Below are 16,198 nucleotides of genomic sequence, written 5' to 3'. Positions count from 1 at the left end.
AACGTAAGGTTAACTTAATTCTATTATCATATGTATAAACATGATCAGCGTATTGTACTGACTCTGGATGCAGGGGGTACCAATTTTGTATTCTCTGCCATTCGAGAATGTAAAGAAATTGTAACTCCGGTCTGTCTTCCGGCTACTTCTGATAACCTGGATAAATGTTTGTCTGCATTGCTAAAAGGGTTTAGCTTGGTTAAAGATCAGTTGGAAGACACCCCGGTTGCAATTAGCTTTGCTTTTCCGGGGCCTGCCGATTATAAAAACGGGATCATTGGAGATTTGCCCAACTTCCCGGCTTTCCGGGGAGGAATAGCTTTAGGACCATATCTGGAAGAGAAATTTAAAATCCCCGTTTTTATTAATAATGATGGTAACTTATTTGCGTATGGTGAAGCACTGGCCGGTGCATTACCTGCCATAAACGAAAAACTTGCTGCCGCCGGTAGTCCTAAAAGATATAAAAACTTATTGGGAATCACTTTGGGAACAGGGTTCGGTGCAGGAGTGGTTATCGACAATCGCCTGCTGACGGGCGACAACGGATGTGGTGGTGACGTATGGATCATGCGCAATAAAAAATATCCCGGATTGATAGCAGAAGAAAGTGTAAGTATCAGAGCCGTCCGCCGGGTATATACCGAACTTAGCGGTGAAGATGCTTCAAAGTTGACTCCTAAAGATATCTACGATATTGCAGAAGGCCTGCATTCCGGAAATCGTGAGGCGGCCGTGAGAAGCTTTGAAGAATTAGGCGAAATGGCCGGAGCAGCCATTACCCAAGCGCTTCACATTGTCGATGGGTTGGTAGTAATCGGTGGCGGCATAGCGGGAGCCGCTAAATACATTCTGCCGGGTATAATGAGAGAGATGAAACAATCCGTCTCCACTTTTGCAGGGCAGGAATTTCCCTGTTTACAGATGGATGTCTGCAATCTGGAGGACGCAAACGATTACAGGAGGTTTATGGAAAACAGAGCCGTCCATATCCAAGTGCCTTCTACCGACAAAAAGGTTCTATATGATTGCAATAAACGTATCGGGGTAATTGTATCCTCATTGGGTGCCAATAAAGCCATTGCATTAGGAGCATATACTTTTGCATTGCAACAGATAGATGCAGCAAGCCTTATCCAATAAAATCATAAATTAAAGAAAGTGCAACTATGAGCAGAAAGCTATTATTCCTTTTTCTATCGGTTTACTTCTCCACCTTTACAGCCACAGCCAAAATAATATGGACAATTGGCAACGGAGATAATTCCGGTTCCGAACTGGCATTAGGCCCCTCTGATTATAAGAAATTTTTAGCTAACGATTTCGGGTATGAAGACCGGTTCTTTCTGATCGGGACTTCTTCTGATAAAACAGATTTCCCATATGTGATGCCCGGACCGGATGATACTTGGGGAGGTACTTGGAGGACTTCCGGTTGGAGAACACATGATACAAACATTCTGTTCAATATCTCCCAAAAACCTAAAAACGGACAATGCAAATTGATTATCGATCTGGTAGATTCAAATCCGAATCGCTCGGTGGTAAAAGTCACAATTAATTCTATAGAAAAGAAATTCGAGATCAAAGGCCATTCCGAAGAGGCACTGGAAGGCAATGTACAAAATGCCAAAGAACAGATTCTGGAATTTCCTTTTTCTACTGCCGACCTGAAAGAAGGCGGTAATATTGTTACTATCTCTGTGCTCGAAGGTGGTTGGATCGTATTCGACCAAATCTTACTGGAAGGATCGGATCGTGTTACATTAGGGGATAATAACAAATACGCTTTTCTACGCAATGTAGCGCCTGCTGCTTATGAAACAGAACTGGAAGGCAAAAGAGTACAACCGCTTTTAATTGATGTGGAACACCTGAACGGTACCCCGCAGTTAACAGTGAAGCTGGACGGCACGGATATATTTGCTGCTAAACTGGATACCTCACGGTCTATTTTCGAAGCTCCTATGCCTGCTGTTAAAAAAAACAGGAAAAGTATGTATCAAGTGTTGGTAAACAATGAGTTGATAGAAAAGGGTATCGTATTGCGTTCCCCCCAGGCTCTACAGACACTGGCGGACTATGTAGACACCAAAATAGGCACTGCACACTCCCGATGGATGATAGCTCCCGGCCCATGGATGCCTTTCAGCATGGTAAAACTGAGCCCGGACAACCAGAATATGGGATGGCAGGCCGGTTATCAACCCACTTTTGAAACATTGGGTTGCTTCAGCCATATTCACGAGTGGACCATGGGAGGATTAGGCATGATGCCGACCAATGGAAAACTGTTCACAACAGTAGGCGATCAATTCTGTCCCGATGAAGGCTATCGTTCACGCATTGATAAACGGACAGAAGAAGCCCCTTTAGGCTACTATAAAGTATTCCTTACCGATACAAAGATTCTTGCAGAAGTGACGGCTACAGAAAGAGCCAGTTTCCAGAAATATACTTTCCCGAAAGATAAAGACGGCCGGGTTATGATTGATTTACATATTCAGGCTGAGTATGATTACAATCTGCGTGAAGTAGAAATGAAGCAGGTAAGCGACTACAGAATAGAAGGATTCTGCCATCAGTTTTCCCCACAGGTATGGAGTGGTGACGCCGATCAGGAGTATGTTGTAAATTTCGTCATTGAATTCGATGCCCCCATAAAGAAAACCGGTGGCTGGAAAAACGATCAGGTACTGGACTCAAAACAGATAACAGGAAAGAATTTAAAAGACGCCGGATTATATGTCGAATTCGATACGAAAAAGCATCCCGTAGTCCAAGTCCGTACTGGCATCTCTTTGGTCAGCATAGCCAATGCCTCAGAAAATCTGCAAAAAGAGATAAGCGACAAATTTGGCTGGGATTTCAATGCAGTTGTACAAAACCAGAAAGATGTATGGAACGAGATTCTGAATCGTCTGACCATCACATCCAATGACCGGATCGAAAAAGTACGTTTCTACACAAATATGTTCCGTGCACTTTGCCGCAATATGTGGAGCGATATAAACGGAGAGTGGATGTCCCCGGATGAAAAAGTACGTAAGTTTACTAACCCGGATCATGTCGCCTTAGGTTGTGATGCATTCTGGAATTCATTTTGGAATCTCAATCTATTCTGGAACCTGGTAACTCCCGAATGGACCTCCAAATGGGTAAATTCACAACTGGCCATGTACGATTCCAACGGTTGGCTGGCAAAGGGCCCCGCCGGCATGGAGTATATCCCCGTAATGGTGGCAGAGCACGAAATACCATTAATAGTCTCTGCGTATCAAATGGGCATCCGGGACTATGATGTCGAAAAAGCATTTGAAGCGATAAAAAAAATGCAAACTACGCCTGCTACCCGTGTTGCCGGCGGATTTGCCGGTAACCGTGATTTGCTGCCTTACCTTAAATATAAATATGTACCCATCGAAAAGGGACGTTTCTCCAATACAATGGAATACTCATATGATGACTGGACGGTAGGACAAATGGCAAAAGCATTAGGAAAATATACCGAGTACGATATATTCAATGACCGTGGAAGTTGGTGGAAAAATGCCATTAATCCCCAAAACGGATATGCACACATGCGCGATACGACAAGGCAGTTTATCCCTGATTTTGATCCCTTCCAAAGCGGACGTGATCATCATTATGTAGAAGGTAATTCCTGGCAACTCAGTTTTTTTGTCCCCCAAGATGTTCCGGCATTAATAGAAACAATCGGTGAAGAAACTTTTATCGATCGTCTGAACTGGGGCTTTGAAGCCAGTGAACCTTGGAGGTACAATGCACCGAACGATCAGTATTGGGACTATCCTGTAGTACAGGGTAATCAACAGTCTATGCATTTTGCCTTCTTGTTCAATTGGGCGAAGAAGCCTTGGCTCACGCAAAAATGGTCACGATCCATCATTGATAAGTACTATGAAACAGGCATCGCCAATGCTTACTTAGGTGACGAAGACCAAGGGCAAATGAGCTCATGGTTTGTAATGGCCGCCTTAGGTCTGTTCCAGACAGATGGCGGATGCCGCATCGATCCGATCTACGAAATAGCCAGCCCGCTTTATGAGAAAGTCATTATCGACTTGGGAGAACGTTATAATCGTGGCAAAACATTTACAATCGAAGCAAAGAACGTTTCCAGAAAAAATAAATATGTTCAAAGTGCCATGCTAAATGGTAAAGTACTGAATGAATTCTTCTTTCCGGCTTCCGAATTACTAAAAGGCGGTGAACTGATTTTGGAAATGGGTGACAAGCCTAATACATCTTGGGGAATACCCACGTGTAATTAAAACAAAAAATAAGTAACTATATATTGCTTACAGTGTAAATTCTTGTTAGCAATAGAATATATCAAGATTATAAGCCTTCTATAATCGTACAATCGTTTATAGAGGGCTTTACTGTAAGGTAATATAGCCACCAAAGAGAGACAATACTACTCTATTTATACCATATATATTTAAGCTAAATCAAAGTATATAGTTTTACCCCAAGAACATCCCCATGTTTTGCATGAAAACATGGGGATGTTGTAGTACAAAACATCCGGATGTTTTGTAGGTATGAAATAAGCTTCATGTAATATAGAAACTTATCCTCTTATTTAATTAAGGTCTATTATCCATGAATTATTAAGCTTAAATAAAAAAAACACAATAAAATACTTTTTTTATTTAGTAAGACTTACGCTTGAATTGTAATATTAATAGATAGCCTTAAAATAAGAATTAAAATTAATATATGTTGTTTTATATAGAATTAATGAAGAACATGAACAAAAAAAGCTAATGGAAAAGAATTTGTATTTGATGCAAAGTGCACATTTACAGCTAAAGTAACCAGTATTTTGTTAACATAAAAAAAATGCTAAATGAAAAAAAATCTAAAGTACAAGATCGAACTCTTGTTGTTTTCCCTATTTCTTTTTGTTCCACTCTCTATGCATGCTACAGCGCAAAATGATGTAGCCATAAGTTTGGATTTTTCCAATGTTCCTTTAAGTAAAGTTTTAAATGAGATTGGTCGTCAAACTTCATTGCGTATTGTTTACAATACAAAAGATGTAAATCCCGACCAAATTGTATCAGTGAAAGTAGATTATCAGAAATTATCTTCTGTCATGAAAAACTTGCTGAAAAACACAAATGCAAAATTTACTATAAAGGACAACTATCTGGTACTCTATTCCTCTAAAGATGTTGATGTGGTAAATGAAACAACCCAATCAAACAAACGTATCATTAAAGGTTTGATCTCTGATGAATTTGGAGAACCTCTGATTGGTGTAAGTGTATTGGTAAAAGGAACTACCACAGGAACCATTACTGATATCGATGGAAATTACTCTATCGAAATTCCCAATGACAATGCCATACTCGAATTCAGTTATATTGGTTATCAAAAAGCAACATTATCAATATCTGGTGCCACTTCTTTTAATATTATTCTAAAAGAAGATGCCCAAGTTCTGAACGAAGTGGTTGTTACAGCTATGGGTATTACCCGTGAAGCCAAAACTCTAACTTATGCTGCACAAACTATCAAAAACGATGAAGTAACTCGTATTAAAGAAACAAATTTTATTAATTCACTTCAAGGCAAGAGTGCAGGTCTTACCATTACTCCTAACAATACCGGTGCGGGCGGTGGAGCTTCTAAAATAGTGCTTCGCGGTTCCACCTCTATTCTCGGAACCAATCAACCGTTAATTGTAATTGACGGTGTACCTATGCAAGACGGTATGGGAAGTCAAGTAACCGACGGTATCGCTTATGGTGGTGGACGTAGTGGAGATGACCTTCTATCTACTATTAACCCTGAAGATATTGAAAACATGACCATTCTTAAAGGGCCGAATGCTGCTGCGCTTTATGGTAGTGCTGCCAATAATGGTGTAATTGTTATTACAACGAAATCGGGTGTTTCTGGCACTGTTAAAGTGGATATTTCCAGCAGTACTTCTGTTGAAACAATGGCAATGTATCCTCAAACCCAGCAAACTTTTGGTCTTAGCGACAATAATCAATGGTCGGCATGGGGACCTGAGATCGGTACACGTTCGGCAGATGAGCTGGCATCTGCACCTTATCTGATGAGTTCTGCTCGTAATGCAGTAAAAGATTTTTTTAATTTAGGTGTTACACTTAATAACGGTATAACACTTAGCGGCGGTACAGAAAATTCCCGTACGTATTTCTCTTACAATAACACATATCAAACCGGACAGATTCCCAATAACGATTTCCGACGTAATAATGTGATGTTCAAGGAAATATTCTCTTTGTTTGACAAACGCGTTAATATCAGTACAAGTCTTAATTGGATACATCAAAAAACAAACAATGCTCCAGTAGTTGGAAAGGCTTTGAGCACTCTTTATCCACTATATCGTACTCCGGCAGATATTGACATGCGCTATTTTAAACATAATTATCAACATGCCGGTACGATGGCAGACGATATTGTTAGTAATCCGACAAAAGGAAATCCCAAATTAGTCGGACAGCCAGTACAAACGTGGTATTGGTACGACCAATATCTAAATAATCCATATTGGGTGGCTAATATGTATAACGATGTGTTGAAACGCGATCGCTTGATGGGTAACATCACTTTGGAGGCCAAAATCTGGAAAAACATCAAATATCAAACACGTCTCAGTATCGACTATGTACTTCAAAATAATCTAAATGAAGAATATGCCGGAATGAATCGTACAGGTTTTGATTATGTAGGTGGCAAGTATTATTCCAGTGACTCACGTACAAGTGACATTTATAACGACCATATGGTTTCTTACAATGACCGCTTTGATGATAAAATTGATATCAATGCGGCAGTGGGTACCAGTTTTACTCGACACTATAGTCGCAATACATCCATTACTACCAATATTGATACTTGTGGTTTACCTAATGCATTCGTTCCTCAAAACAGCAAGAAAAGTCGTCCCACTAATCCCAATGGTAGTGCAACATCTGCCTATGATAGTTGGAACTATTCCGACTGGAGTACTGCTCTTTTCGCAACAGCTTCTATCGGGTTGTTCGATAGGGTATACCTTGACGGTAGTTATCGCGTAGATTGGTCACAATCATTTCAACAATTTACTCAAGGGAGTGGATACAGTTCTTTTGATTACTATTCAGCTGGTATCAATATACTTATTGATAAGTTTTTACCGAAATTAGATTGGCTCAATCAATTGAAGTGGCGTGGCAGTTGGTCTGTGGTAGGTAATCCGATTCCTAATACTCTTTTTGCTCGGCAAAGTTATGATTTCAGTAATGGTACTGTAAATACTCGTCCACCATTATTTGATGATCCGAAACCGGAGACTACAACTTCATTTGAAACAGGTGTTGATGTATGGATGTTCGATAATAAATTTAATTTCGATCTTACATATTATAATTCTGTTCTTCGTAATCAGTTCCTTAATGTCACTACAGCCAATGGGGAATCTAAGCCTGTAAATACAGGTAAGATCCGTAATTATGGCCTTGAGTTTTCTGCGGCATATCGCTGGAATATTGGTCGTGATTGGCGTTGGCAAACGGGATTTAATATTGCTTGGAACGACAATCGAATCTTAGAAACTTATAAAACAGAAAGCGGGACACCTTACATTGTAGAAATGGGAACCAATGCGTTTAAAGTTAAATATATCGAAGGAGGTCGCTATGGAGATATTTATGTTAATTCCTTTGTCCGTGATGAAAATGGACACATAAAAATCAGTGGAGCTGACGATTATGAAACTGCTGTGCCTCAAATGGAATCCGGTGAGTATAAAACTTATGTAGGCAATACGGCTTCTCCTGTCACTCTCGGATGGAATAACACCCTTTCTTGGAAGAATCTTACTTTATATTTTCTTATTGATGGACGTGTAGGTGGTAAGGTAATGTCTTTAACAGAACCAGATCTTGATTTGTTTGGCCTTTCAGAACGTTCGGCTCAAGAACGTTTAAATGGTGAACGCGTTACACAAAACGGTAAAGAATATATTCTTAAAGAGCTTCCTGATGGTTCCGGAAACAAAGTCTCCGTTGAGAATTATTACATGACCATTGGTGCTTCCCCGATGGAGGATTATGTTTATAACGCTACCAATTTCCGTGTACGTGATATTTCCTTGAGTTATAATTTCAACAACTTATTTGGTAAGAATCGAGGATTGACAGCACAGTTTTCTGTAAAGAATGCATTCTTTATCTATAAAGATTCACCGGTAGATCCGGATATTTCTGTATCGGCTGCTAACGGTTTTTCCGGCATCGACTGCTATTCATTGCCTACTACACGTAGTTATGCATTGACTCTAAAATTTAACTTTTAAAATAAAGCATATCTCCTTAATAAATTATGAAAATGAAGAAAATAATATGTTCGATTGCTCTCATTGCCGGGTCTTTATTGTCAACGGGTATATTTATCAGTTGCGGTGATCAGTTTCCGGAAGAATACCCATGGATGATAGGCAGACAGGAAGAGATGGATAATACCAATGAGGAAGGTGCAGGAGCTACTGACATTACGGTTCTTGAAAAAGAACTTCGTGGTGCTATCCCTTTTATGATTAATTATTCGCATGAACCGGGTGGTAATTGGGAACCTCATGACTATCAATATGGTCGTGCTAATAATATTGATAACTATTCCGGGTATTGGACTACTTCAAAAGGTACTTTTACATTTGGAGGGCCGTTACCTACTTTATATACGTATCCTAATGACTATTTGGGTGGTGCAAATAGCAATCAAATTTTCACACAATCGGTGAATGCTATTTTACATGCTACAGAGCTTGGAAAGCCCGAATGGCGTGCTGTAGCTCTGATTATCCAAGCATATGCCGGTCATGAAATTGTTGACTTCTATGGTGCTGCTCCTTTCACAGATTGGCGTAATGTAAAACGCATTCCGCCGTTGGCTTATGAGAAAGGGGCTGATATTTATGACAAGATTTTTAATGATTTGGATGAAGCTATTGTTATCCTAAAAGAGCGGAAGCCTTCGCAAACAGAATTAGAGAAAATAGAGGATAGCAATGGTAAGAACATTTCTTATGGCGATTGGCGGCGTTGGGTGAAGTTTGCTAATAGCATCAAACTTCGTATGGCAATGAATATAGTGAAATATGACGCAGGCAAGGCTCAACAAAAAGCCGAAGAAGCTGTGGCTGATGAGATAGGTGTGCTTACCGAACATGACGATAAAGATATAGCTTACTACCCAGCCGGTGAGACTGTGTGCTGTTTGTGGAAAATTTGTAATACTTGGAATGATCTCCGCTTGAATGCATCATTGGAAAACATCCTTAAGCATTTTGAGAATCCATTGCTGACAGAATGGTTTGATTCAAACCCCAGTCCTATTAAAGATAAAAATTCTGGTATTGTGGCCCCGATTGATGTATACGGTATGCGTGCTGGTATTGATATGAGGAAGATAAATACTTCAGATAGAAAAAGTGGGTATGGTCCTTTTGCGGTATTAACCGATAAATATAAATTCATGCATCAGCCTTTCTTAAAACGTGTCGAGTGCTTATTCCTCCGTGCTGAAGGTGCTCTTAGAGGTTGGTCGATGGGCGGAACTGCCAAAGACTTTTATGAATCCGGCATTCGTTTGGCTTTTGAGGAAAATGGGATTACTGATCAAAGTATAATTGACGAATATATCAACCGGACAGAGGTAAAAGATGTAGACTATACAGATCCGTTTAACGGAATTCATAACATCAAAGGTCGTGTAAAAGTGGATGTGAAGTGGAATGAAGCAGATACTGATGAGTTGAAACTGGAAAAAATTATCACTCAAAAGTACATCGCTAATTTCCCGATGAGCGGGGAAGCATGGACTACATTCCGTCGTACAGGGTATCCGCGTTTATTCCCTGTTTATCTTAACGGTGACATGGAAGATGTTGATTTGGAACTTCAGCTTCGCCGAATACCTTTGGTAAAAACAACCAATAATACGCTTGAGATAGCTTCACTTGAAGAGGCTCTTGGAGCACCCAATCAGGGTAGTACGCGAGTATTTTGGGATGTACCTACCGAACAGCGTGGTGAAAAAAGTCCAGATAATAAATATAATTTGGTAATTCCGGTAAACTTTTAATAATTTTTTAAGATGAAACTATATAGAAACATAATATTCTTTTTGATAGCCATCTTATGTATGGGTGTTTTTGTCGGATGTAATGAAGATGAAACGCTGGATGGTGCGTCTGAGGTATATATTACCCTTAATCCTATGGATATCACTTTGAGAGTGGGCGATACAATAAAAATCTCGGCTGTAGTTACTAATTTGAGTGGTAATCGTATAGAAACACCTATTACTTGGACGGTATTGGACGAAGATGTGGCAAAGGTGTTGGGCGATACGGCGATTGTCTGTGTAACAGGTGCACAAGGAAAAGAGACAAAACTAAAGGCAGAGCTTGTGAATGGTAAGTATGCCCTGACTAATGTTACCGTCACAACAAATCTTCCGGAAGGTATTACTCCTATAGACGAAAGTGGGGCTATAATTTCTTCTAAACATAGTTATAACATCACCCATGATTCTGTATTATTTGCTGTTTCTCCTAAAGAACTCCTTGAGGATTTTGAGCCTCAGTATACAATTGAAGGACTTGAACCATTTAGAATTCCGATGACTGTATATAAAGATAAAGGGTTGGTAGCTGTACACTATTCTGCGCCACGCGCCGCTGGAGAAGGAAAGATAACTGTTTCCATAGGTGATGGGTCCTCTGCCAAAACTGCAAGTTGTACTGTAGTATCGGCACCGAAACTTCTGGCTACTTTCTATGGTGAAAAATTTGCCGAGATGCCGTATTTAGGTACCAGACCAGATAGAAGTGTTTTGCCGCAATGGTTTGCTTATACAAATGAATCAAGTATGGACATAAACTCAGAAATGACTATACGTGTTGCTATCAATACAGAGAGCGGTGCTCTTGAAGACATTGAAGCAGCTTATAGTTCATATCATTGGGAAGCAATATCCGGTAGCGCAGTCGTCATTTCTGAAAAATATGAGGAGTTTGTAGAGAATCAAGGATTTGATGCCGTATTAACTGTACGTGCGGGTATTGAAGAAGGAGAGGCGGAATTTCATTGTATTACTTCGGATACTGTTCTTGTGGCAACTTTCAGTGTTCAGGATTATAAGAACCGTTATCCTGTAGACAAAATAACAGTGAGTCATGAGTCTATAAAGATGCCTGTAGGTGATTTTATCATGTTCACAACGGGAGTGGAACCAATCGCCTCTTATGCTTACCACAAACCGGTAGTTGTAGCAGAAAATCCCAATATTATAGAAGTTGGTGAATATGATGGTAATCTGATAATTCTTAAAGGTTTGGAAATTGGTGAAACCAAACTTATATTGACATCTAATGGCAAACAACTTGAAGTACCGGTAACAATTACCGAAGGTATAAAAAGTGTGTTGTGGGAAAAAGGAAATCAACGTGTTTTGTTTGCCGGCCAATCTGTTCAGTGGGGAGTCGATGCAAGGACAACTTCAGACGGTCCGAATCCTTATGAGGTAAAATGGATATCATCTGATACATCAATACTGAAAGCTGCACAAGTAGACAAAGATAATACCAAAGGTATAATTACTGCTGTAACATCAGGAACAGCCACAATTATAGCAGAAGTGGCCAATGTTCGTTCCGATGACGTTTCTGTTAAGGTAATTGATTTACCGGCGGATCAGACGTATACTTCCTCTAATACAGACTATGATAATACTATTGTAATACCTGCCGAAAACGAAAGGGACCTTTTAGTGTATGTCGCTCTAATATCTGGACAAAAACTTACCATTACATTAACTGGTGCATATTCCGGTGGTAGTTATGACGGTACCTATCAGGTCAGTAGCTATCCGGCAAGTGTAAATATTGATGAAGCAGAGGCACCTGTAACCTCAGGATATGTGACTCTTGCTTCTGATAACGATGGTAATGTGTTGATCTCGTTTGATCTTATCGTTTCAGTAACCAGTGACAAAACGTTTACGCTTAAAGCAGATAACGTAGTGGGGCTTCAATAAAATATCGACAAGGGGTTTGAAGCTTTCAGCTTCAAGCTTCTTGTCTCATAAGATGTTAATCACTAACAAACAATTTGTGAATTATATAAATTAATTTTTTAACTTTAAAAACACATTCCATGAAAAGAAATTTACTTTTACTTTCCGGAATTGCAGTTCTTTCTCTTTCTGCTAATGCACAAGAATTGAAAGAAGACTACATGGTATGGCCTAATAGTGGAGGTCTGCCCGGTTATGTGACTGAATGGACCCCAGGTACTCCTTTGTTTGAAGATGAGAATTTTTACATCTCTCGTGTGAAACCAAAAGAGCGTTTCCGTAATGCTGCAACTCAAATTAATGAGACATTAAATGAGGCAAATGACAAAAAACTTGTTTTTTGGGTTCCCGTAGGTAATGCTGCAGGAGGTAGCCCGAATGCACGTCCTAATGGCGTGTTCGATGGCGAAGTATTTAGTACATGGTCTTATGTAACCCATTATGGGGACTGGACTTCACCACATGGTTGGGTTCCCGGCGGTTTTGCAGATGTTGCCCATAAAAATGGTGTAGGGGTGTCTGGTGTTGCTTCCATTCCTAATGCAAGTATTAACGCTAATGATGGAGCTTGGGGACAAGCTTTGCATGAACAAGTAGCTCTTGACAATGAAAAATTGGCTAAATTCCTTCATTATCATGGAGTAGACGGCTTAGGTTATAATGCTGAGTTTTACGGCATGAGCGCTGATCTGCCCGCTCTTCGCACTCAACATGAATTTATTCATAAATATCTTGTTGAACAGGGAAATAATTTGGCAGAAAACTTCTGGTATGACGGAACAAACGATAACGGTGGTATCTCCTTTGATGGTGGTATTGGTAGCCATAATAAAGAAACATTCGGAAACGGCGAGCATATACGTACCTCACTCTTCTTTAATTACAACTGGCATCGTTCAAATGTGTTAAATTCTCTCTCTAATCTCCAGAATGTTGCTCCCGGGCGTAATCCATTGGATATTTATGCTGGTTTTAATATGCAAGGAGGAGATCCTTCCACATGGACTACCCTTGCTGATTATCCGATGTCTATCGGCTTGTGGGGTGCACATGAACGTAATATGCTTTGGGCCGGACGCGCAAAACAGGGCAGTTCGGATATAGCCAAACAGACAACCTATCAGAATGTTCTTGAGATGTTCTTTACTAACGGAAATCGTAACCCTGCAAAATCAATCGATATCTATAATGCCGGTAGTCATTTCCCTGATGAAAAGTGGTTTGGTATGTCAGCATATATGTCCGCACGCAGTTCTTTGAGCTGGGATCTTTCCGAAGAGCCCTTTATAACATTCTTTAATTTAGGTAACGGCCGTTTCTTCAATTGGAAAGGTAAACGTCAAAACAACAACGAATGGTATAATATAGGTGTACAAGATTATCTTCCTACATGGCGTTATTGGTTTGCTTCCTCGTTCATGGGTAAAAAAGCAACTGATGTACTGCCTAATGGGTTAGATGCTCAATTTACGTGGGATGATGCTTATGTAGGCGGTTCTTGTCTTCGTATTTTCGGTACGACAGCTGATGAATATTTACATCTTTTCAAAACAGATTTCGCTTTGAAAACGAATGATGTGATTACAGTTCGTTATAAATTAGTGAAAGGTAAGTCTGATATAAATCTTATTTTGTCTGCCAAAGGTAATGAAACAGTAATTTTGCGTGAGAGCAACCTTAAAGTAGTAACAACTTCAGAAGTCGCAGATGATGAGGTTTGGATTGAAAAAACGTTCAAAGTCAGCGGGCTTCTCACCACACTTAGCAATAAAGAGATTGCAATGATTGGTCTGCACTTTATGAATACCCAAGATCTTGATCTTTATCTTGGAGAATTTTCTATTACCCGTGGTACGACTTCTACTCCTTCAGCTCCTGAAATTACTGTAGCAAAAACTCTTGGTAATCATTATAAAGGTGTTGATGCCAAGGTAATTTTTAATATGCCTAATAATAAGGAAGCAGGAACTCCTGTTTACAATCTTGATGTGAACGCTTCCATGTTTAAACTTTATGCACAACAAGAAGGTGGAGATCCTATATTTATGGGTATCACTACTTCTTGGGCAGGTATGTACTATTCTATTCCTGTTGATGCAGATAAAGCACAACGGATACGTCTTGGTGTTGCTGCAGTTTCAGTGGATACCAACTCTGATTCTGATATTAAATGGAGCAATTACATAGATGGTTTTGGTGATTATTTTACTATTAATGATGTCCAGATTGATAAGACAACAATTAAACCGGAAGAAGATTTTGAAATTTCTTACGTAGATCCGCGTCACAATCCGGCTGGTTGGAAACTTTACAATGCCGAGGGTGAAGTAGTTAAAGAGGCGAACAATACTGTAAAATTCTCTGTAACGGAAGGTATCAAAGAGGTTGGTGCTTATGATCTCGAAATTACTGAATCCGATACTACTCGCCGCTTCAATTCTTATGTACAGATTACAAGTTGGGGATCAGGCGCTTTGCCCCAAATCAAGACTTTGACAATCGACGGAGAAACAGTGCAAGAGGGAGCATCACCTATTAAAATTGAAATAGGAAAAGAGTTGACTTTAGGCTATACAGGTAGAGAAGCAGATGGCGCTGCATCACGCGGTGTTGAAATAGACGAAGGCTGGGTAGGTGGTAAAGTCGCACCTTTAGACATTGCTTCTTATAAATCATTCTCTGTTTCTACATGGGTACTATTTAATTCATTGCCCGGTAGTACGGCATTCTTCAGTATTGAAAATCGTGCCAGTACTTGGCCTGTAAATAACTGGGGTTGGTTCTGGTCTAATGTTGATTCTAAAGGTAAATTAGATTCTTATACATTCCGTAGTGCTACTGCAGGTGGTTCTGATGAACTTAAATACACTTTCCCGGAAACTGTTATTGTACCTAATTCCTGGAATCACGTTGCATTGGTATTTGAATACAACGAAAATGGTCAGTTCCGTTCTAAATTCTATGTTAACGGCACTCTTCAGAAATCAACATGGATATTTGGCCGTACAAGCGGAACAACAGAAGATTGGTGTTCTATACGCTTTGCCCTCCCGTCTGACTACTGGTTTGGTTTCGGTGGAGGTCGTGGTGAAGGAGCTACTTTCAACAATGGTATAATAGATGAGTTGCAAATTTGGGATGGAGCTATGACCGAAGCAGATGTACAGACATCAAAGGCAGGTCTTGATGCAAATAATCTTCCAGCTAATATATTAGCTTACTGGGATTTTGATACAGATGCTAATGACAGTCATTATTTTACAGCTAAAGGTACTAAGACAGAAGCACAAGCTTGTGCTTTCAAAATTGTAGCAGGAGTAAATGAAGGTTCTGGAACTCAAACCCCTCAACAACCCCTTTATATCTCCGGTACTCCGTTCATTGCCGGATCTGCTTATAAAATTGAGACACTGCCTACATGGACTGCCAAACGTGCCGTAATCAGTGAAGCTACTGGCAATGCCACTGCTGGTAGCGCAAAACTGTCCTATGCTAAACCTGATGACCGTACTGTTACTTTAACACTCGCAAATACATTAGGCTCAGATTCTAAAGAATACCCTGTATTCACAATCTATGATCCTGTAGGTATTGAAGATACAAACGTAACTGGAGAATTACGTACTTATACTGTAGAAGACATTCTCTTTGTAGAATTTGCAGAAGACGGTAACTACCAAGTTTCTGTATACACAGTATCCGGTATGCTTGCTGCTCAAAAAACAGAAACTCTTTATGCCGGTCAAAATATGCGTATTACCCTTGGAACTAATGGCATTTACTTAGTGAAAGTAATAAAAGACGGCAAAGAGGTTCGTACAATAAAAGTTCTTAAGAAATGATCTGTTAGAAATAGGTATAAAGTATATATTATAACCAAAAGAAACTAAAACGTTTCTAACAAATTGGACAAGTTAATATTTATAACTTGCATAAGAGCCTGGTATAATACTGGGCTCTTTCCTTCTAAACACATTATTTCTTAATATATAGTAATCGAATTACTTTCCATTAGTCGATCTAAAATTCAATAGACTGCTAATTAGTACCATTAGGTCTTTAAATATTT

At 39.7% G+C, this 16,198-nt stretch carries 6 protein-coding genes; all 6 read left to right on the top strand.

Going from position 1 to position 16,198, the window contains the following annotated elements; translation table 11 throughout:
• Positions 1-30 precede the first annotated feature (30 nt).
• The gene (locus tag HMPREF1532_RS09575) at positions 31-1,143 is read left to right on the top strand and encodes an ROK family protein (RefSeq protein ID WP_005928302.1); all 1,113 of its coding nucleotides are present in this window, start codon (positions 31-33) and stop codon (positions 1,141-1,143) included.
• A gap of 26 nt (positions 1,144-1,169) precedes the next feature.
• Positions 1,170-4,295, top strand: coding sequence for a GH92 family glycosyl hydrolase (locus tag HMPREF1532_RS09570; protein ID WP_005928299.1), 3,126 nt, complete (start codon positions 1,170-1,172; stop codon positions 4,293-4,295).
• A 581-nt stretch (positions 4,296-4,876) separates the two neighbouring features.
• The gene (locus tag HMPREF1532_RS09565; protein WP_005928296.1) at positions 4,877-8,347 is read left to right on the top strand and encodes a SusC/RagA family TonB-linked outer membrane protein; all 3,471 of its coding nucleotides are present in this window, start codon (positions 4,877-4,879) and stop codon (positions 8,345-8,347) included.
• Between the two features lie 32 nt (positions 8,348-8,379).
• Positions 8,380-10,134: a SusD/RagB family nutrient-binding outer membrane lipoprotein gene (locus HMPREF1532_RS09560; RefSeq protein ID WP_005928293.1), complete on the top strand. Its 1,755-nt coding sequence runs from the start codon at positions 8,380-8,382 to the stop codon at positions 10,132-10,134.
• 12 nt (positions 10,135-10,146) lie between these two features.
• The gene (locus HMPREF1532_RS09555; RefSeq protein WP_005928291.1) at positions 10,147-12,090 is read left to right on the top strand and encodes a hypothetical protein; all 1,944 of its coding nucleotides are present in this window, start codon (positions 10,147-10,149) and stop codon (positions 12,088-12,090) included.
• 119 nt (positions 12,091-12,209) lie between these two features.
• Positions 12,210-15,971, top strand: coding sequence for a LamG-like jellyroll fold domain-containing protein (locus tag HMPREF1532_RS09550; protein ID WP_005928288.1), 3,762 nt, complete (start codon positions 12,210-12,212; stop codon positions 15,969-15,971).
• Positions 15,972-16,198: the final 227 nt, after the last annotated feature.

This window comes from Bacteroides salyersiae WAL 10018 = DSM 18765 = JCM 12988, from assembly GCF_000381365.1.
Lineage (GTDB): Bacteria > Bacteroidota > Bacteroidia > Bacteroidales > Bacteroidaceae > Bacteroides > Bacteroides salyersiae.
Note: the sequence above shows the minus strand (reverse complement) of the source record. Positions and strands in the feature narration are given on the sequence as shown.

What these genes read in the sequence shown, in the direction of transcription:
- HMPREF1532_RS09550 (WP_005928288.1), top strand. Translation starts at nt 12,210, where the DNA reads ATGAAAAGAAATTTACTTTTACTTTCCGGAATTGCAGTTCTTTCTCTT.
- HMPREF1532_RS09560 (WP_005928293.1), top strand. Translation starts at nt 8,380, where the DNA reads ATGAAGAAAATAATATGTTCGATTGCTCTCATTGCCGGGTCTTTATTG.
- HMPREF1532_RS09565 (WP_005928296.1), top strand. Translation starts at nt 4,877, where the DNA reads ATGAAAAAAAATCTAAAGTACAAGATCGAACTCTTGTTGTTTTCCCTA.
- HMPREF1532_RS09570 (WP_005928299.1), top strand. Translation starts at nt 1,170, where the DNA reads ATGAGCAGAAAGCTATTATTCCTTTTTCTATCGGTTTACTTCTCCACC.
- HMPREF1532_RS09575 (WP_005928302.1), top strand. Translation starts at nt 31, where the DNA reads ATGTATAAACATGATCAGCGTATTGTACTGACTCTGGATGCAGGGGGT.
- HMPREF1532_RS09555 (WP_005928291.1), top strand. Translation starts at nt 10,147, where the DNA reads ATGAAACTATATAGAAACATAATATTCTTTTTGATAGCCATCTTATGT.